This window comes from Sporosarcina sp. FSL K6-1522, from assembly GCF_038622445.1.
In the GTDB taxonomy this organism is placed as follows: Bacteria; Bacillota; Bacilli; order Bacillales_A; family Planococcaceae; genus Sporosarcina.
Genome location: NZ_CP152019.1, coordinates 4,133,740 through 4,153,439 on the forward strand (window position 1 = coordinate 4,133,740; position 19,700 = coordinate 4,153,439).

Annotated in this window: 23 protein-coding genes; 3 read left to right on the forward strand and 20 right to left on the reverse strand. The window is 43.3% G+C overall.

What is annotated here, in order from left to right; genetic code table 11:
• The first annotated feature begins 66 nt into the window (after positions 1–66).
• Positions 67–939 (forward strand): DNA endonuclease, encoded by an 873-nt coding sequence (locus MKY34_RS20700; RefSeq protein WP_342512992.1) that lies wholly within the window; start codon positions 67–69, stop codon positions 937–939.
• Between the two features lie 413 nt (positions 940–1,352).
• Here the strand turns inward: MKY34_RS20700 and hag are convergent, their stop codons facing one another.
• The 13 genes from hag to MKY34_RS20765 all read right to left on the reverse strand — a co-directional run bounded on the left by hag (position 1,353) and on the right by MKY34_RS20765 (position 11,928).
• Positions 1,353–2,180, reverse strand: coding sequence for a flagellin Hag (hag, locus tag MKY34_RS20705; RefSeq protein WP_342512993.1), 828 nt, complete (start codon positions 2,178–2,180; stop codon positions 1,353–1,355).
• 160 nt (positions 2,181–2,340) lie between these two features.
• Positions 2,341–2,562: a carbon storage regulator CsrA gene (gene csrA / locus MKY34_RS20710; protein ID WP_342512994.1), complete on the reverse strand. Its 222-nt coding sequence runs from the start codon at positions 2,560–2,562 to the stop codon at positions 2,341–2,343.
• A 1-nt stretch (position 2,563) separates the two neighbouring features.
• A complete protein-coding gene (gene fliW / locus MKY34_RS20715) occupies positions 2,564–3,010 on the reverse strand; it encodes a flagellar assembly protein FliW (protein WP_342512995.1) in 447 nt (148 codons plus the stop codon).
• Positions 3,011–3,144: 134 nt separating this feature from the next.
• On the reverse strand, positions 3,145–3,699 hold the full coding sequence (locus tag MKY34_RS20720) for a DUF6470 family protein (protein WP_342512996.1): 555 nt from the start codon (positions 3,697–3,699) through the stop codon (positions 3,145–3,147).
• 75 nt (positions 3,700–3,774) lie between these two features.
• A complete protein-coding gene (gene flgL, locus MKY34_RS20725) occupies positions 3,775–4,665 on the reverse strand; it encodes a flagellar hook-associated protein FlgL (RefSeq protein WP_342512997.1) in 891 nt (296 codons plus the stop codon).
• Between the two features lie 37 nt (positions 4,666–4,702).
• Positions 4,703–6,253 carry a flagellar hook-associated protein FlgK gene (gene flgK, locus MKY34_RS20730; protein WP_342512998.1) on the reverse strand — a complete coding sequence of 517 codons (1,551 nt, stop codon included), beginning with the start codon at positions 6,251–6,253 and terminating at the stop codon, positions 4,703–4,705.
• Between the two features lie 11 nt (positions 6,254–6,264).
• A complete protein-coding gene (locus tag MKY34_RS20735; RefSeq protein ID WP_342512999.1) occupies positions 6,265–6,762 on the reverse strand; it encodes a flagellar protein FlgN in 498 nt (165 codons plus the stop codon).
• Positions 6,763–6,789: 27 nt separating this feature from the next.
• Entirely contained in the window at positions 6,790–7,053 is a 264-nt protein-coding gene (gene flgM / locus MKY34_RS20740) for a flagellar biosynthesis anti-sigma factor FlgM (RefSeq protein WP_342513000.1), read from the reverse strand.
• Between the two features lie 135 nt (positions 7,054–7,188).
• On the reverse strand, positions 7,189–7,605 hold the full coding sequence (locus tag MKY34_RS20745) for a TIGR03826 family flagellar region protein (RefSeq protein ID WP_342513001.1): 417 nt from the start codon (positions 7,603–7,605) through the stop codon (positions 7,189–7,191).
• 20 nt (positions 7,606–7,625) lie between these two features.
• A complete protein-coding gene (locus MKY34_RS20750; protein ID WP_342513002.1) occupies positions 7,626–8,234 on the reverse strand; it encodes a ComF family protein in 609 nt (202 codons plus the stop codon).
• A complete protein-coding gene (locus MKY34_RS20755; RefSeq protein ID WP_342513003.1) occupies positions 8,231–9,625 on the reverse strand; it encodes a DEAD/DEAH box helicase family protein in 1,395 nt (464 codons plus the stop codon). The genes MKY34_RS20750 and MKY34_RS20755 overlap by 4 nt, the downstream gene beginning before the upstream one ends.
• A gap of 65 nt (positions 9,626–9,690) precedes the next feature.
• Positions 9,691–10,536, reverse strand: coding sequence for a DegV family protein (locus MKY34_RS20760; protein ID WP_342513004.1), 846 nt, complete (start codon positions 10,534–10,536; stop codon positions 9,691–9,693).
• Between the two features lie 156 nt (positions 10,537–10,692).
• The gene (locus MKY34_RS20765) at positions 10,693–11,928 is read right to left on the reverse strand and encodes an HDOD domain-containing protein (RefSeq protein WP_342513005.1); all 1,236 of its coding nucleotides are present in this window, start codon (positions 11,926–11,928) and stop codon (positions 10,693–10,695) included.
• Positions 11,929–12,062: 134 nt separating this feature from the next.
• Here MKY34_RS20765 and MKY34_RS20770 point away from each other — a divergent pair, with 134 nt between their 5' ends.
• Complete coding sequence (locus MKY34_RS20770) at positions 12,063–12,839, forward strand: enoyl-CoA hydratase-related protein (protein WP_342513006.1); 777 nt, start codon at positions 12,063–12,065, stop codon at positions 12,837–12,839.
• 32 nt (positions 12,840–12,871) lie between these two features.
• On the opposite strand, the gene MKY34_RS20775 is transcribed toward MKY34_RS20770, so the two are convergent.
• A complete protein-coding gene (locus MKY34_RS20775) occupies positions 12,872–13,270 on the reverse strand; it encodes a flagellar protein FliS (RefSeq protein ID WP_342513007.1) in 399 nt (132 codons plus the stop codon).
• 113 nt (positions 13,271–13,383) lie between these two features.
• Between MKY34_RS20775 and MKY34_RS20780 the strand changes: the two genes are divergently transcribed.
• Positions 13,384–14,196: a flagellin gene (locus tag MKY34_RS20780; RefSeq protein WP_342513008.1), complete on the forward strand. Its 813-nt coding sequence runs from the start codon at positions 13,384–13,386 to the stop codon at positions 14,194–14,196.
• 43 nt (positions 14,197–14,239) lie between these two features.
• Here the strand turns inward: MKY34_RS20780 and MKY34_RS20785 are convergent, their stop codons facing one another.
• The 6 genes from MKY34_RS20785 to MKY34_RS20810 all read right to left on the reverse strand — a co-directional run bounded on the left by MKY34_RS20785 (position 14,240) and on the right by MKY34_RS20810 (position 19,615).
• On the reverse strand, positions 14,240–14,509 hold the full coding sequence (locus MKY34_RS20785; protein ID WP_342513009.1) for a late competence development ComFB family protein: 270 nt from the start codon (positions 14,507–14,509) through the stop codon (positions 14,240–14,242).
• Positions 14,510–14,629: 120 nt separating this feature from the next.
• A complete protein-coding gene (locus MKY34_RS20790) occupies positions 14,630–15,046 on the reverse strand; it encodes a DUF1761 domain-containing protein (protein ID WP_342513010.1) in 417 nt (138 codons plus the stop codon).
• 105 nt (positions 15,047–15,151) lie between these two features.
• The gene (locus tag MKY34_RS20795) at positions 15,152–16,180 is read right to left on the reverse strand and encodes an ABC transporter permease (RefSeq protein WP_342515323.1); all 1,029 of its coding nucleotides are present in this window, start codon (positions 16,178–16,180) and stop codon (positions 15,152–15,154) included.
• Positions 16,181–16,182: 2 nt separating this feature from the next.
• The gene (locus tag MKY34_RS20800) at positions 16,183–16,908 is read right to left on the reverse strand and encodes an ABC transporter ATP-binding protein (RefSeq protein WP_342513011.1); all 726 of its coding nucleotides are present in this window, start codon (positions 16,906–16,908) and stop codon (positions 16,183–16,185) included.
• A gap of 165 nt (positions 16,909–17,073) precedes the next feature.
• Positions 17,074–17,619 carry a GNAT family protein gene (locus tag MKY34_RS20805; protein WP_342513012.1) on the reverse strand — a complete coding sequence of 182 codons (546 nt, stop codon included), beginning with the start codon at positions 17,617–17,619 and terminating at the stop codon, positions 17,074–17,076.
• A gap of 19 nt (positions 17,620–17,638) precedes the next feature.
• A complete protein-coding gene (locus MKY34_RS20810) occupies positions 17,639–19,615 on the reverse strand; it encodes a S9 family peptidase (protein WP_342513013.1) in 1,977 nt (658 codons plus the stop codon).
• Positions 19,616–19,700 lie beyond the last annotated feature (85 nt).

Sequence of the window (19,700 nt, forward strand, 5' to 3'; positions counted from 1 at the left end):
TTATATAGATGACAGTACTTAACAAAATGATATAATAAGAATAAACGTTCGAACAGAGTGATGTGAATGCTTATCTATAAAAGTACACTTTCTCCATTTCAATACGCCGTGTTTCTCGCCAGTATATTAGGTGATGGAACACTAGCAAAGATCACAAAGAAATCTAGAAGAATCAATAGTAACTATCGTGAACACTTCGGTGAAGCACAGCTTGCCTATCGTGAATGGAAGGTCGCCCAATTAGATGGACTTCTCTATTTCAATGAAACAAAAAGTGAGTTATTATCCAGATCACTACCACTATTCACTGAATTAGAGCAATTGTTTTACAACTCTAATCGTGTTAAGCGTATTCCCAAGCAAATTCTTGAAAGTTGCATACTCCCACAGTTTCTTGCCACGTTGTATATGGACGATGGTTCCCTTTCTATCACTTATCGGATTAACCATAGATTGAAGAAAATCTACCTTACGCCGCACATTTATCTTTATTTACAATCTTTCTCAAAATCAGATTTAGAACCTTTAAGAACTTATATTGTCAAATATTTCAAAGTAAACCTTTCTTTAAGCAGAAGAAAAGATGGATTTGGTCATGTATTAAAAACAACTACCGTGGGAGAGACATTTACATTTCTCCAAGCAATACGCTCCGTTATTTTAGAATGCCCATCCATGTTCTATAAGTCAAACTGGAATTATCGTTTCACAAAAGAATTAATCCGATACTCGGAAAAGTATCCTGAATACGAAGTGCTCACAAGCTCTAGCGAACGAAGCAAATCTTATTCGGAAAAAGAAATCGAATTACTCATTAAACTAAAATTGATTGGCTATACAGATAAGGATATTGGGGAATTATTAAATAGGAGCTATTGGTCTGTTGTTTATAAGTGGAGTGAGATTCGAAAAGAGTCCTTTGAATTAATAAAAAAGTAAAACACGATTCGGAAATTCCGAATCGTGTTTTTTAACCAGATTAACGTAGAAGTTGAAGTACGCCTTGTGGTTGTTGGTTGGCTTGCTTTGCCGCTATGTCTTTCGATCATAGAATAGACTATATCTTCACCCTAAAAGCTTACCTTGTAGGGGCTGGGCGCTTCGGACGAATTACGGTGCCCTACGGATTTCATCGTCATAGCAGTGAAGCCTTAGACGGTCTATCCTAGTCGTTGAACCTTCTCCAGGGTTTCCCCACAGGAGCTTGGCTGCTGATTATCCAATCTCACTTCTTTTTGAACGTTCACGTTTGCCGTTTCCAGCTGCGTTGTCGTGAAGTGAGCTTCAGGAAGTTCCAGCAATTCACCCAGTGATGCTCTTACCCGTTACCAAGTAAGACGCCCTTGAATCGATTACCTAAGGAGTTGTAATACACCTTGTGGCATCTGATTCGATTGAGCCAACATTGCTTGTGCTGCTTGTGTAAGGATATTGTTCTTTGTGAAGTCCATCATTTCTTTCGCCATGTCAACGTCACGGATACGTGATTCCGCAGCTGTTAGGTTTTCAGAAGATGCTCCAAGGTTGTTGATTGTGTGCTCAAGGCGGTTTTGAACAGCTCCTAGATTCGAACGGTTCTCAGATACAGTGTTGATTGCATTTTGGACGATTGTTAAGTTAGCTGCTGCTGTAGCATTACCAATATTACCACCACTAAATTCAGTTAATCCACTTAATCCTAAACCGGTTGCTGTATTATCACTCAATGTCAATGTAATTGTTTCACCTGAATTAGCGCCAACTTGGAAAACAACTGTAGCACCAGATGCGTTTAATAATTTCTTTGTATTAAACTGCGTTTGGTTTGCAATGTCATCAATTTGTGATGTAAGTTGCGTAATTTCAGCTTGGATTTTAGCAGTATCAGTTGTAGTAAGTGTTTCGTTACCTGCTTTAGTGTAAAGCTCAGCCATACGTTGTAGCATTGCGTGTGTTTCGTTCAATGCGCCTTCAGCTGTTTGGATAAGTGAGATACCATCTTGTGCGTTTGTTGAAGCTTGTTCCATACCGCGGATTTGGTTACGCATTTTTTCAGAAATTGCAAGACCTGCTGCGTCGTCTCCTGCACGGTTGATTTGAAGGCCTGAAGATAGTTTCTCCAAGTTTTTAGAAGCTGCATTGTTGTTCATACCTAGTTGACGGTGCGTGTTAAGTGCTGCGATATTGTGGTTAATTCTCATGATTCATTTCCTCCTTGAGTTGTGTGTGGTTCACATCCATGTGAACCGTAATTTTTGGTTGTTGCTCACGGAGTAAAGGGCCGGCCGAACGCTTTACTGCCGCTTACAATACTAATATCGGACAAGTCATGTAAGTGTTTAGCTTTTCTTTGTAAGTTTTTTAGTTTTTCTTCATAAGTTGTGAAAAGAGTGCGGTATCTAGGGTTGTGGCTTCTGTATTTGTTTCAGAAATAGAGAGGACAAGCTCACCTCGTAAGATATCGATGGATTTAGGGGCTTCGATGCCTATGCGTACTGTGTCGCCTTTTACTTCGAGTATGCGGATTTCGATGTCGTCACCGATTTTAATCGTTTCGTTTACTTTTCGAGAGAGTACGAGCATGTTAGTTGCCCCCTTTTTCGGCCGCTAGTGTGCCGATTGGGTGACGTAATGAGAATTTAGTGTCGCTCAGGATCATTTGCCTAGCTTTTTTTGTAGTTGCTTGGAAAATGAGTGGTGCTTGTAAATTGATGGTCGAGGATTCGAACGGCTCTTTGAGAGAGATGACGCTAAGTATGAAAACATCTTGTTCACTGTTAATATCGAGTAAATTAATGGTTGGTTCGTCGACGTCGAAGCTATAGTCTTCGATGAGTGTATAGGGATTGGCAACGATGAGTGCGATTGTTGGTGTTTGAGTGGATTGTAGTACTTGGAATATATCGTTTCCTTCTATAGAAAGGAGGGCAAATTGTTTTTCGTCTTCGAAGCCTGGGATTCCTTTTGGAAAGCTCCATGTTTGGTCAGGTTTAATTTCGATATTGCCGTGGAATTTTGTTTGGATTTGCATGTGGGTCGCTCCTTTTTTTGTGGTTCTTATTGTTAGAATAGCATTGTTTTAGGGATAACAAAAGACCAGCAGATTCGCCGGTCTTTTGAGATTACATCACTAGTTAGGATGCCTAAGCACCCACGACTGTATATTCACCATTTCACATCAATTTGAATAGATGGTTCTTGCTCCATGACACCCGTCACTTTGCCTGGCGTGTACTGGTGAATTGGTTTGTTAATTTGCGAGTCGTTGACGACTTTTTGTGGTGTTGCTTGGATATTGGTGGTACCTGGTTGAATAGACACTTGGACTTTTGAGCGATCACCGACGAATCGGATACCGAGTGGGGCTGGTGGTGGCGTTCCATTTCGCTTACTTAGTTCAACGATTGCATTGCCGCCATTTTCGATACGTAGCATTTCTTGGCCTTCTTGCGCTCGTCTTGCGATGCCTTCCATCGCGCCTTGTTGGCCACGTTGTGCATGTTCCTCAATCCGCCTTCTAACACTTTTCAGGTCCAAGTCCGCCCGCGCTTCAGTTGTATCTATCGAAAGTTGGGGTCTTGTTGTTGAGATTTCTAAGATTGCAGCGGGTTGCTGTAGGTCCATCGTTGGCCTCGGCTGTTCAATTTCTTGAATAGGCTTTGTGATTTGTAGTCCTAGTATACCGCGTGTTGTTTGGATTTGGAGTTGTGGAATATTCAATAGTGTCACCTTCTAAAAGAAAGCGTTTGGAGGTTGTCCAAACGCTTTCAAGAATTTTTGTATAGGTCTTTTCTTTTAACGTAAGAAGTCTACGAGTGATGGTTGAATGATACGTGCTCCGACGGAAAGTGCGGCACGGTGAATTGCTTCTTCCGTGATCATATCCGTGATAACTTTTTCGTATTCAATATCTTCATTTTCACTCATTTGTTTTTTGGCAGCACCTTCTTGAGATTCAAGACGGTTTTCCATCATTTCAGAGCGATTTTGACGCGCACCGATGTCGGCACGCATTGTTAGAACTTCCCCAAATTGTTCTTCAAACGATGTCATCGCTGCACTAAATGCAGCTTGGTCGGGATTGCCAGCTAATGTTTCAAATACATCATCAATATCACTAAATAGATCACGAGCATTCGTATTGACCTTTAGGGATACACCGTCAAACACTTCGATGTTTATATCTTTTCCGAAACCTGCATTATCTGGATTTGTCATATCTGGATAACCTGGCGGAGTCGCATTTTTATCATATAATGGTGAACCTGTTTTCGTTCCACTAAAAATGTATTTATCGCCCGATTTGGTATTCGCCATGTCCTGAATTTGTTCACGTATCTGATTAAGCTCACTCATGATTTTTTCGCGATCATCTTCTGTCAAAGTACCATTTGCACCTTTGTTAACAAGCTCACCCGCGCGCTTTAATGCTACACCGACTTGATCGAGTGCAGCATCGGAGCTGTCAAGGTAGTTATTTACTTCCCCCAAGTTCCGTTTGAATTGGGCAACTTTGTCAACCTCCATACGATAACCCATGCCTTTCATGACAATGACAGGATCATCGGATGGACGATTGACTTTTTTACCGGTTGTAATTTGTTCTTGTAGCTTGCCCATTTTATTGTAGCTCGCGGAAAGATTCCGAAGCATATTACTGGAAAGCATTGATTGTGTGACGCGCATTTAATTTCCTCCTATATATCCCTAATAGTGAAGATCATTATCTTCCAACAACGCCCATACCATTGATAATCTTATCAAGTGTTTCGTCGACAACGGTAATCATACGTGCTGACGCGTTATATGCTTGTTGGAATCGAATCATATCTGTCATTTCTTCGTCAAGTGAGACAGAGCTGATGGATGCACGACGATGTTCGACCGCGCCTAATAATGTTGCCGAATTAAGTGTATTATTTTCAGCTTGTCGACCATCTACACCTAGTTTACCGATAACGCCTTTGTAATAATCTTGAATGGTTGCACCATCCAGATCATTCATTGCTCCAAATTGAAGATCGGCAAGTTTTTTCGCAATTTCACTGTTACCTTCTTCTCCCGGCGCGCCTGAAGCTCCAAGCTTGGTTGGATCGTCTATGATATCGGAATTCACTTTAATGCTTCCAGCCTCAAGTCCAGCCGGATCGAAGAAAGGAGTACCATTCGCAGCATCGTTAGGTGGCAATCCATATCCTAGCTCATGAATAGCATTGAATTCTTTAACGAAAGCCTTCGCCATTTTGTTCAACTCAGCAATCATATCTGGGTATAAGCCTTTGATAATTTTATCTCCATTGGCATCTACTGTTTGTGTATCATACCCATAAGAGTTCATTAGCGATTTTAACTGTCCATGATCTAAAAAATCTACATGTTCAGGTGTATATTTCGTTCCATCAGATGATTGTATGGTTAGTCCACTGATTGGATTATTGCTTCCATCCACTGCTACCAATGGGTTTGGATCTGTTCCTAAAGTTGCGAATCTATTCCTATTGACCAACTCGATTTTGTCACCATTTTTCATTTTCAACGTAATCGTGACAGTACCTTCAGCAATCGCAAGTGCGCGTCCACCTGATTTTTCATAGCTTGTTTCAATCGGCAGAATAGACGAAAGCTGATCGATTAGTACATCGCGTGCGTCATATAAATCATTCGGCAGATAGCCGTTTGGTTCTACATTTGTAATCTGTTCGTTCAACTCAGAAATTTGTTGAAGAATGGAGTTAACTTCACCAGTAGTAACGTCAATTTCCTTTCCTAAGTTCGTTTGGATGTCCTTCAATGACTTGTGTATGTAATTGAAGGAGTCTGCTACTGCCTCACCTCGTCGAATAACGACAGAACGTGCACCACCGTCTTTAGGGTTCACAGCAAGATCCTGTAATGATTGCCAGAATTCGCTCATTGATTTTTGAAGTCCGTATGCAGAAGGCTCAGCCAATACGTCTTCCATTTGGGAAATCGCTTTTGTTTGCGACTCCCAATAACCAAATTTGTTTGCCTCTTGCCTATATTGCTGATCAACAAACGAATCCCGAACTCGTTGAATAGACCCGGCTTGAACCCCTGTTCCAAGAAACCCAGGCATTGTACCCGAGTTTAAACCAACTCCAGGATATCCTGAAGTAGATTCCATATTGACACGTTGGCGTGAATAGCCGAGTGTGTTGGCGTTACTAATGTTATGTCCTGTTGTATAAAGTGCAGACTGATGCGTAAACATACCACGTTTACTTGTTTCTAATCCCATAAATGATGAGCGCATGGTGGGCCTCCTTAGGCTTGAGAATCGAAAGAAGTTTGTTCTTTCGATACGCGTTTTCCGCTAATTTCTGTTTTTGAGTAGTTGGTCGATTCTGGACGTGGACGGACCATATCCAGCGACAGATTCACGAACTGAAGTGATTGATAGGTTAGCTTCTGATTCAAATCATTTTGCCATTTCAGGTCATGAATCGCATGCAGGAGACGGTCCCTCGCCTCCTCAAGGCTTTTCTTGTCCGCTTCCGGTACTGCATCGAGCAAGTCAGTGACAGTTGGATTCGCTGGCGTTGATCGTCCTTGATTTGCCAAATAGCTTACGACCCCCTGTTGTCTTAGACCATCCATTTGCATGATGGCTGCCAAATGGGATTGCTCGTCTTTTAGCAATTGGTCGAGTCCTTCCATGTCCCCGCTTTTAATGACGGCTGTCTTGTCATATGCGATCCGTAGCAGACTTCTATGAAGTTTTTCCAAGTTGTCGAGTGACGTCAAGATCGTTGTGATGGACATGTCTTTTCCTACTTTCATGCATGTATTTTACGCATTGTAATATTTGACTAGGTTGGAAGCGAGTTGTTCGGCATTGACTTCATATGTGCCTGATTCGATTTGTGCTTTTAATTGTTGAACACGATCGTTGCGTTCAATCGTAATGGGAGAAACCTCCGAAAGCTGCTTTGCTTCGGATGAAATTTCGATTTTATCGGTTTGCCTTTTTGCTTGTTGTTCGAATTGGTCTGCTTTTAACTGATTGGCTTTATAAGGGTTAATGGCAGGAAGATTGAATTTCTGGATTTTCATCTACTCTCGCTCCTTTCGTGTACAGCTTATGCTTTTGGTATTACCTTATTCTTTATTTCGGCATAAGTTCGTAAACGTTTAGGGTCTTTTGAACGAAAAAAACCAGTCAGTTCGAAAGTGACCGGTTTTTCCTTGTTATTTTGATTTACGATCTTTCAGATATGTGCCTCTTTGCTGTTGCTCAACGGTCTCTCTAAATTCCCGTGCGGCCTCAAATGTTCGTAGATTATTTTCAATTGTTGCTGTACAGCTCTCGCATAACTTTCCTTTGTTCGTCAGTTTACCGCAATTGTCACATGGATAACCGAGGTTCGGGAACAAGGCTGGTTGCAACCGTCCTTTTCGCACCCATTTATGGAGCAAAGTATCCGTTACACCTGTCGCTTCGACGATGCGTTCAACTGTTGCTGCTCGGTTTTCGCGCCTTCTTAAAAAACGGTAAACTTCTTCGTATTTCTTCTCTTCATTTGCAAAGCATTTTGCGCACACATCTCGTACACCTGTGTAGTTAAAGAATTCACCACATGTTGGGCAATCTCGTAATTCAGCCATTTCAACCATCTCCAATCGATTTATCGTTCAGCACGTATGAGCGTTACAGCTTCAATTCGCGTTGCGCCTGCTTGTCGTAACACAGCTGCTGCGTGGCGAAGCGTCGTACCGGTTGTATAAATATCATCTACTAATATGTATGTGCCAGGGTGAATGGTCACTCCCGGTTTCAAGGTAAATAATGGTTTCATCGCTAGACGCTGTGCTCTCGACTTTTCTCCCATTGCATCTTGGTCAATTTTTTCTAATAACTCGCTATAAGGAATGCGTGCACATTTCAATAGTTCATCGACATGCGCAAATGTTCGTTGAATCTTTTTTTCTGGATGCATAGGAATTGGAACGATTGTTGCCTTCCTTGTTAAGTACTTGCGCAGTTCCTGTGCAAAAACGCTGGCAAGTTGGACGTCTTGAAGAAATTTGAACTGGTGCAAGTAGTCTCGCATAATGTCGTTATAGATGTAGAGTGACGTCACTTGATCTAAATAAGCGTTCTCTTCCTTTATATCGGCGCGTTGGAACTTTTTTGAACAATCTTGGCAAATCATTGTTTGCTTATCGAACCCCAACAAGCTTTGCCAGGATGGTGCGACATTCATAGCTTGTTCACAGAGCGGGCAGTCGTTCATGTACGGACACCACCTTTATTATGCTGGATAATAGCATTTTTTGCATCATCCATAGCATAGGTAATTCCTTGATGAAATAGGACGAAATCACCTGCTGGGAATTGCGCTGAACGTCCGACACGTCCACCAATTTGGATCAATGCTCCTTTTGTAAAAAGCAGCTGTTCGGCCCCAACGACAGCCACTTGGACATTTGGAATGGTAATGCCGCGTTCCAAAATCGTTGTCGTGAGAAGTCCAGGGATAGTTTGATGGCGCAAGGCTTGTACAGCTTCTTTGCGTTCTGGATGTGCAGCATGAACGGAGCGAATACGTGCATCTAGCTGTTGGAATAAAGGCTCGGCTTCTTCCATTAGTGCAATGGTGTGGAAGAAGATGAGAAACGGCTGCTGTCGTTCAAGTCGGTCCATTGTCCAGGTCATCAGTTTTTTAGGTAGCTTGCCTTTTTGGATATGCTTAGCATAATTCCATAGCGTATCGTACCGCGGAACGGGTAGTGGCTGTCCGTGATAACGCTGGCTAATCATCGTTATTTTGCCAGTTCGCTTCACGTCGGCTAGTAGCTTGTCTGATGGCGTGGCTGTGACAACATGAATTGGTGCACCCGGTTTTGCCGCTTTACGAACAGCTCTGCGTAAAGTTTCATCTGCCGTATAAGGGAAAGCATCTGCTTCATCGACAAAAATCACGTCAAATGCATGTCGGAACCGATAGAGCTGATGCGTTGTCGCCAGGATAAGCTGCGGAGCCACAGTTGTCGTTACAGCACCGCCATAAAGTGCTTCGATTGCGGTTTGTGGAAAGGCTGCGCGCAAACGCGGTTCAAGTTCCAATATGACATCGACACGTGGAGCAGCGATACATACTCGTTTACCTTCTAGTAGTAGCTGGTGAATCGGCTCGAATAAGATTTCTGTTTTTCCTGCTCCGCACACGGCGTGAATAAGATGAGGAATACGTTTAGTTGTACTGTCGAGAAGTTCTTCGGATGCTTGTTGTTGCCGTGGCGTGAGTGTTCCTTGCCAAGCCAGTGGATGGATGTTTGGGTAGCTTGGGAGTTCCCCGTTCCACACGATGAGTTCTGTGCAGGAGGAAATACGTCCCATTTTGAGACAATGCCTGCAATAGGTGCAAGGACCATTACATTTGGCGCAGATAAATGTCGTAAAACGAGAGGGGGTGTCATTTTCACAGCGATTGCAAAAATGATGCGCTTGACCAACAACGGTCTTGGTGGATTGAATGCCAGGGATGATTTGAATATGGTCGGATGCGATATGTGCGTCAATCGTTTCGTCTGGAAATGGGGTGTGCAGGCGCAGCCAAATACGGCCGTTCAGGAAATACCTGACTGCGGGGTCGAATGTATGTGCCAATTGCAACACCTCCATTTTAAGTCTCCGTGAAGTAGGTTATGTATTAAGAGAGGGACTGAACTCTATCCCTCTTCATTGCCTTACGCTTTTCGTTTCACCCAACCAAGTCCCATTGCACCTTCACCTAAATGCGTGCCGATGACAGGACCAAAGTGACTGATGGTAAATTGAACATCTGGTAACTGTTCAGTCAATTCGACAAGCCATGCTTCGGCCTCTTCTGGTCGATTGCCATGGATGATGACCGCTTCGATTGGCATCGTCGCCGCATCTGCCGCTAGCAGATCGACAATTCGTTTCATCGCTTTTTTACGTGTGCGAATTTTTTCGTAAGGGACGATGACTTTATCCTGAAAATGTAACAATGGCTTTACTTGTAACAATCCGCCAATAAGTGCTTGTGCGCTAGATAATCTGCCGCCACGCTGTAAATGAGCAAGATCATCTACCATGAAATAGGCACGCAATGTTTGTTTCATCTCCACGAGTTCAGCCATGATCGCATCGGGTGTCGCTCCCTGTTTGGCTAGCTCCGCTGCACGCAAGACGTAAAAGCCTTGTGGATGGCAGGATATTTCCGAGTCAAATGTCTGCACATCAATACCTTCTACCATCTCACTTGCTTGCCTTGCACCTGCGTAGGTACCGCTAATGCCGCTGGATAGGTGGATGGAAATGACTGCATCATAGGTTTCTTTTAGTGACTCAAATAATTCAACAAATTTACCAACTGGTGGCTGTGAGGTCTTTGGTAGTGGACCGCCACCACGCACTTTATCGTAAAATTCCGCCGTGCTAATATCTATTTCTTCATCATACGCCTTACCGTCAAGTGTCACAGTTAATGGAATCATATGAATCCCTAGTTCCTCCATCAAACTGGCAGGTAAATAGGCCGTACTATCTGTAACAATTGCTGTTTTCAAAATTAATCACTCCTGCCTCTATTCTACCTAAATTGAGGAGAAATAGGAATCAAGATGGTGGAATTTCTCAAAAAGAAAAGCGCAGGTCACCTACTTAAACAATAAAAAAATACAACCGCCCACCCCATCCATAAGGAGTAAACGATTGTATGTTATTTATTCTAAAAGATTCGCCCAACGATTGGCTTCAAGTGAATAAGTGCTAAGTTGTGTGTAGTCGATGCCGACTTCCTCGGCTAATCGTTTAGCTTGTTCTAAATCCAATCGCTCGATGGCCTCCGTAATTTGCAAGTATGGCGTAATCTCGGAATCCTCGCCTCTTAGCGCTTGTTCGACTTCATCAGAAATCGCGATAAGCGGTAACACATCATCCCAACTTCGCTTCATAATGACGTCGATCAACGAAAACATGCCTGCAAGAAAATATTCGTCAGCATTGCGCTTCCCTGTGCGCCTCGCTAATTGTTCACACATTTTTGCTCGCGTCAATGAATAATCGACAAGTGCGGCAACCCGACCTGTCCCCATACCTACGCCCATTTCGCGCAGTGTCAGAAAATGCATCCACTTTTTGGTTTCCCTTAAGCCGATAATAACAATTGCCTGTTTAATAGAAGTAATTTTTTTAGGCACACCAAATGCTAGCGTGTTAATGTATCGAAGTAATTTATACGATAACGACACATCACGCATAATCAGCTCGGAGATTTCTTCAATGTTCGGGCTTTCTGCATTGAGCTGTTTAATAATATAGAAATGCAAGTTCACGTTGGGAGGAATTTCAACACCTGTAATAATTTCAGGTTTTGCAAAAAAATATCCTTGAAAGAACTTATACCCTGCATTTTTCGCACTTATAAAGTGTTCTTCTGTTTCAATTTTCTCGGCTAGTAGTTGGATATGTGGATTTTTTCGTGTGAGGTTTTCAATACTTAAACGCTCTTTCAATGTGGTCCCTAAAAAATCGACTTTAATGATATCGACAAGTTCAAACAATTCACTATGGACTTCATATTGTGGACTTAAAATAAAATCATCTAACGCAATTGTGAAGCCATTGTCTTTTAGTTTACGTAACTTTGTTACAAGAGATGGTGTAATTTCAACATCTTCCAAAATTTCAATAACAACCTGATTTGGATCTAAGCTTTTAAAAATATCTTGTGCTAGTAATTCACCTGTAAAATTGATAAACGACAAACTTTTTCCCGAGACTTTATCAACACCAAGTGTTAAAAATGTGTCAATGAGCAAGCTAATCGTCGCCTTGGTAGAATCTATATTAGGAAAACGATTGGTATTGCTGTTTCGATATAATAATTCATAGGCAAAGAGATTACCATATTGATCTAATATTGGCTGGCGACCTACGAAAACATTCGCATCCTTCACTTTTCGCACCCCATTTATACGAAGTATAGCAAAAAACACCATACTTTCACACTAAAAAACTTCTATTTATAGCGATAATCTCCGATAAATGATATGTTCTAATTATGGAAAAAGTTTGTGAAAGGGGATTTAGCATGGACAATATTCGCTATGAACAGAAGGGGAACCTTGCTTTTGTGACACTTGCTCGTCCTGAGTCGATGAATGCATTTAATTATGACATGTTGGTTGAGCTTGGACAAATTACGGAGTCGATTCGCATTAATCCAGATATTCGGCTTGTGGTTTTTACGGGGGCTGGTGAGCGCGCATTTAGCGTCGGGGCTGATTTAAAAGAACGCAAAACACTAACGGATATTAAAGTGAAGCGCAATTTGTACAAAATCGGCGATGTCTTTACGGCGATTGAACATTTGCCACAGCCGACAATCGCCATGATGAACGGTTTTGCTTTTGGTGGCGGCATGGAACTAGCACTTTCCTGTGACTTCCGTATCGCCGCGGATACCGCACTTATGGGGTTAACGGAAACAGGGTTGGCGATTATTCCAGGGGCTGGTGGGACGCAGCGTCTACCACGACTTATCGGTGAAGCGAAAGCACTCGAGCTAATTTTGACAGCGAGAAAATTGACAGCTGCTGAAGCACTCACGTATGGCGTCGTCACAAAAGTTACGCCTGCGGATGAATTGCTACAGGAAACAGCCCAATTTGCAGATGCAATTCTAGCAAACGGCCCCATCGCCTTGCAGCAAGCAAAATTTTCTATTAAGCATGGCATGAACGTCGATTTGCAGACAGGGCTTGCCATCGAGCGTAAGGCGTATGAAGTGACGATTCCAACAGAAGATCGCATTGAAGCGCTAACTGCCTTTGCGGAAAAACGAAAGCCTAAGTTTAAAGGAAAATAAGAAGCGGAGAAGGCGGGATGCCTTCTCCTTTTTTAAATCCATTCACTCGTATAGTTTTGCTGTCGACTTTTTTGTTTTGCGATTTCCCAAGACTTAATCATCTCTTGCAAATACTCAAGCACTTCATGCAATGCTGCTAGCTTTTGATTGAGTCGAACTTGAACGAGGCATTGATTCAAATAAGCATAAAATGATAGTAAACGTTCTCCTTCTACCGTGCGCCGATCTGCAGTTGCCATTAATTCAAATAAGAGCTGCTGCGCTGTTGTTAAACAGGCATAAAGTGATTCTCGATCCTCTGATTGAATGGCTTTTTCACAGAGGTACGTCTGGCACAAACATTCATTTAACAAAACTAAGACATGCTCGACCTCTGTGCGTGTAACTAAGTTGGTCTCTTTGTAACGGTGTGCCGCATGTTTAAAGTTCACTGTTTTCACTCCAAACACCTTTTTCTTATTATCGGTCATAATGATTCATTTATAAGAATAAATGCCGATATAGATGGTGTGAAGAGGAAAATTTAACGAGTAGAGGTGAGACAATGCGAATAAATAGCCAGGAACAGATTGCATTTGCAACGAATCGTTCCCTACGCAACGCGAATCATATCGAAAAAAGTGTTCAGAAGCTTGCTTCTGGATTAAAAATCGCAAAAAGTAGTGATAATGCTGCTGGTTTTGCGATTTCCGAAACCATGCGTACACAAGTAAGAGGCCTTGCACAAGCTCAACGGAACATGCAAGATGGTCTCTCGCTTCTCGAAGTGACCGATGAAGGATTAAACAATGTCAATGGTTTGCTACAACGCGCACGTGAGCTCGCCGTCATGAATGCAAACGGCACATTAACGGATAATGATCGAGTAACAAGCCAACAAGAACTGACTCGATTATTAGAAGGCATCAACGATACGGCCGAAAAGCTGGAATTCAATACGAAGAATATCCTAGGCGGGAATAGCTCACTAATCCTACAGATTGGCGCAAATCCAACACAAGAAATGACAATTAATCTTGTGGATATAAGTACAACCGCACTAAATCTTAACGATGCATCTCTATTAACACGGGAATTTGCAGAACAGCTCATTACAAAAATTGATGATGCCTTCGAAATAACGGCAACACACTTAACACAAACAGGTTCCTATATGGAAGCCCTTGAACACCGACTGCGAAACGCTACGCTTTTCGAAGCTAATTTAACAAAATCATTATCAATGATTGAAGACACTGACGTCGCAAGAGAGATGATGAATTTTATCAGTCTTGACATTAGACAAAAAGGCGACCATCTCTTGGTTAACCAAGTCAACCGCACTCTTCATGATTCGTTAGGTCTATTTTCTAAATAAAATTGAACCGTCCTGTAAATCGAACCTATGGGACGGTCTTTTTTCATTTACACCTCGGATTATCCGACACAATGACCGCCGCTTTCGTCACTTCCGTCAGCACAGTCGTTACCCCTTGCCGATCCGTCAAATGTGGCACTCTTGCAAACGGGACATGCGCTTCTATCGTGACATAATGGGGCTTCAAATGATTGAGGGCGATTGCCTTTACATCATCCAAACACCGCTCGCAATTACAGGTTAACTGATATTGATGCTGATAGTTGACCAACACATCACGGACAATTTCTTCCATTATATTGTGAACAGCCATGCGTTTCCCCTCCAGAAGTTCATTGTCATGAAGATATTTCCATTACATCAATCATACCACTATTCTTTCAACTTCAGCTTAAAAAAGAAGAAACTCTACATAAATTGAACTCTCTCTTCCCTATTTGACAAAACAAGCAATGATAATCCCCATCACCGTTAACGATACGGTATGATAACCGGCGCTAATGAAAAAGAGTGTATATTTCCTTCCTTCAAAAAAGGTGGGTGATAATTCTCTCGCGCTTGCGATACCTAGCCCTGCTAAAAATCCAATCAACGCTCCTCCGCCAATTGTCACCGAATCCAGCATCGTGATGAATAATGATAAAACAATCGCAGAGAGGATACCAGCAAATGTCGTAAAGCCATATCCAATGTTTGGATTGCTTCCCGCATGTATTTCTTCCGCGGCTCTACCGAGGCTTTTCATCCAAATATTCGCAAATAAAACAGGCGAGTACCATAACGCCCCAATAACCATGTTAGCAACGACGGCAAGTACGATGGCTAAAATACTGATTTGTGATAAGTCCATTAGTTGTTTTCCTCCAGTAGGCAATGTTGTAGCTGAATTGTACTACGACAGGGGTTCTTATAAATCGAGAGGGCACTACTTCTCCGATGCCAAATCTGTCGTCATTTAGATTTTGCGATATTTTCGTAACGCAACGATATTAATCGCAATAAAGAGTAGCGAGAAGCCCGCTAACGCCAACACATCCCACATAATCTCTCCCCATCCATAGCCTCTCACCATCACATCACGTAAGGCGTCTGCCGCGTAATAGAGCGGTGTAACGGGGCCAACCCAACTCAGCCAGTTCGAAATCGTCTCCAAATTGAACAAGCCTGAAAAGAAAATTTGAGGAATGATAACAATTGGGATAAACTGAATCATTTGCAGCTCATTGTTGGCAAATGAGGACAGCAAGACACCGAGCGTCAGCGCCGATAAGGCGAGCAACAACGTGATGAGTAACACATAGACAAACGCTCCTTCCATCATCATGCCGAGCACATAAATGGCATAGGTCGCAATAATGGTCGATTGCAGCATTGTAAAAATTCCAAAGCCGAAGACATAGCCCATCACAATTTCCCATTTGCGCAAAGGGCTTGCCAGTAGTCGTTCCAACGTCCCTGTCGTTCGTTCGCGTAAAAAGGACACACCTGCAATTAAAAAGACAAAAAAGAAGACGAAAAATCCAAGAAGTACGGGTCCAAAATAATCGAACATCCCCATGTCGCTAGAGCCGTGTAAATAATCGATTTTCAACTCGGGTATATCGCTCTTTTGCGAGCCAACTGGCATCGCTTGTTGCAACCATTTCATTGTAGCACTCGCAACACTTGGATCACTGCCCTCGAGAACAACAGAAGGGCTATTATTTTCAAAAATGACATAGCCATCTATCGTTTGCTCCGCTAAATCCACTTGTGCACTTTTTTCATCACTGTATGTCGTCACCGTTGCCCCGTCCACATTCATCTGATCCATAACGGTATCTGGTATTCCCACGAAGCCAATTTTCGGCGTATAGTCTCCTCCATTGAATACGAGATGGAGCATCGTTAACACAAGAATTGGCGCAACGATAAGCAAGCCCATTGTTCGTTTGTCGCGGACAATTTGTTGCAAAATACGTTTCGTCAAAGCCATTACACGCATCATCACGCACCTCCATAGACAAGAAATGCCTCTTCAATGGTTGTGGAATGCGTATGTGCCTTTAATTCTTCGGGTGTACCTACCGCAATCAGCCGCCCATCGCGGAGTAAACCGAGTCGGTCACATTTGTCCGCCTCATCCATGACATGTGTCGTGACAATAATCGTCGTTCCCTGTGCTTTCAAGTCATTAAAGGCTTGCCAAATACTTTGGCGTAGAACCGGGTCAATGCCGACTGTCGGTTCATCGAGAAGTAAAATCTTTGGCTCATGCAACAAGGCGATTGCTAGGGACAACCTTCTCTTCATACCGCCAGAGTACTGGGATACCAATTTGTTCAGGTCGTTCGTCAGTTGCACTAGCGCCATCACTTCTGCGATTCTATGCGTTTGTTTCTCGCCTTTCAGCCCATAGAGTGACGCAAAAAATTGCAAGTTCTCCTTTGCGGACAAGTCCTCATACAACGCATCTGCTTGCGCCATATAGCCGATGCTGTTGATGACTTGTAAAGCAGGCATCTTCTGTTGAAAAACATAGCTTTCTCCTGACGTCGGCGTATCCAAACCAGTCAATTGTTTCACAAGCGTCGTTTTCCCAGCACCTGATGGACCGAGCAATCCAAAAATTTCTCCTTCCACAATCTCTAAGTCTATCGCTTGTAGCACAGGATGTTGTTTAAAGCTTTTGGATACATTGCGAATCGATATACATGGCCTTGGCTGTTCCATCTCCGATTCCCTCCCTTTCTATACGGTGAATATACTATTTATCTATCCCCCGTATCCATCCTATGCAAACAGCGAAGGGTTCGGTTTGTATAATCTCTGCGCCCTTTGCAGAAATTATACAAATAACACCAATACGGTAGCCCGATAGAATGGCTGTTTATTATTTCATCCCACCTTCACGCCCTGCCACTCTTCCCGTAAAATCCCCATGCGAATCGAATCATAGTAGGTCCCGTTCCAAAATCGAACTTTTCGCAAGCGTGCTTCCATTGTCATGCCTAGTTTCTCGCCAACCTTCATCATACGAGCATTACCAGACCACGTCGTGTAGCCAACGCGCACCAAAGGCATTTCGTTGAATAAATGATCAATCCACATGGCGAGAGCCTTCGTTCCATAGCCGCCGCTCCAATATTGCGGGTCGTAAATGACGATGCCCATTTCGAGCCACAAAGATGGTTTATGCTCCCAATAATAACTAACCATGCCGATGAGTTCGCCATCTACTTCAATGCCCCAATAATCATTTTGCGCAATGATGTTGTCTTGCTGTTCGAAAAACTGTTCAAACGGCATCGGTTTGTAAGGATAATACGGCGCATCCCATTTTTTCCACTCAGGATTCTCCTCTTTGAAACTTAATTCCCACAAACGAGGGATATCCTGTTCTGTAATCGGGCGTATCGTGACGCCTGCTGTTGTGTAACTCAATGCATTTCCTCCGGTCTTTTTATAAATAGTTTGCGAACCAGCCCGTTATCTCATTCAACCTTGCCACACGCAAATTCGGTGTGCCCACGCGCGATAAGTTATGGTCCGCATCTGGGAAGCGAACGAATTCCGTTTCTTTCCCCATACTTTTCAATGTGATATATAGCTGTTCCGCTTGTTCAATTGGGCAGCGGAAATCTTTTTCTGAGTGTAAAATTAATAACGGTGTCTCAACGTTTTTCGCATGTTTTAACGGCGAGTGTTGCCATAGTTTATCCACATCGGTCATATCTGCGCCAATTTGCCAATCGCTAAAGTAATAGCCAATGTCAGATACGCCAAAGAAGCTTACCCAATTGGAAATCGAACGTTGGGTAACAGCTGCCTTGAAACGGTTTGTATGCCCAACAATCCAATTCGTCATGAAACCGCCGTAGCTCCCACCTGTGACACCGAGTCGCTCCTTGTCAATCCAGTCATTTTCCCATAAAACATAATCGAGCCCCGCCATAATGTCCTCATAATCGCCACCACCGTAATCACCGCGAACGCCATCTACAAATTCTTGGCTATAACTATGACTGCCACGTGGATTGACATACAAAACGCCATAACCTTGTGCCGCCAACAGCTGCAACTCATGGAAAAACGTATTGGCATACATCGCATGCGGTCCGCCATGAATTTCTACAATGAGTGGATACGTTTCCCCTTTCTCATAGCCTGCCGGTTTCATCAGCCAGCCATGCACCTGCCAATCCGTTGCGCCTGTATAAACAATCGCTTCTGGCTCAACGAGTTCCACTTCCGCCACATACGTCGCATTGAATGATGTCAGTGCCTGCCGTTCGCCCGTAGCAATGACATGCTTATACAACTCGCCAGGATTCGTTGCACTACTCACTGCGACTAACGCAAAATCGCCCGCTACTGCAATGTCGTAACCGTAAATGTGCTCATTTTCTGGAGTCGCTGGATACAACTCACCTTCAAGCGATACATAATATAAGCGCACATCCCCCATCGTGGAGAGTTGCGCATACATATGGTTGTCCTTTGTCCACACAACAGCAGGCGCGCTGCCTCCTTGCTGATGATCCGCCACGGCGTAATCGCCAATTGGCGCATCCAGCCCGGCCGTCAAATTCATGCACAGCCCATCCTCTGTATCATAGACATACAGCGCTGTATGCGTTGCATTTTGAAACGTTCGGTCTGCACCTGTAAACGCGATATAGCGGTCATCATGCGAAAACTGAGCCCCGCCAAAATAGCCTTCCTCATCGACAAGCACTGTCTCTTCTTTCGTCTCTACATCGACGAGGAGCAACGGTTGACGAAAATCGAAATCGAGATTCTCTGCGCGATTCACGCCAATAACTAGTTTCTTTCCATCATGTGAAACTGCATGAAGGCTATGCTGATAATTACCTTCCGTAAACTGCGTGACATCACCTGTTGCAATATCAATAACGCCAATTTGCCTGAACGTATCTTGCGGCAAAAGCCCCGCTCCATCCATCTGATACTTCATATTCGTGACACGATATGGCTCTACCTTTTTATCGTCATCCTGTTCTTCTTGATCCATAAATGTCTGGCCTTCTTTGACAACTGCATTCACCCAGATTTGATTGCCACATGGCGACCAAAGAAAGCTCGATACCCCTTTAGCAAATGACGTCAGCTTCTTCGCTTCCCCGCCTCTTGTTGGTAAAATAAATACCTGATTGTTGTCCTCGCGGTTCGATAAAAACGCAAGATGCTTACCATCTGCCGACCATTGCGGAGACGAAATTCGCTCTTTTCCATGCGTCCACTGTTTCACCTCATGCGACACAAGTTCCACATGCCACAAATTCGCAACATACTGGTTGTCCTCTTCCTCTATATGCGTACGTACAAACACCGCTTCCTTGCCATTTGGCGCCAACTGCGGATCTGTTATAGACTTCAATGTAAATAAATCCTCTACTGCCACTTTACGTTTTTCCATCGTGGATTCCCCCTCATCGATTCTCTGTCTACTTATTTCGACATTCGGAACAGCTTTCCTTTTTTCTTCGTTTTCACTACGTCAA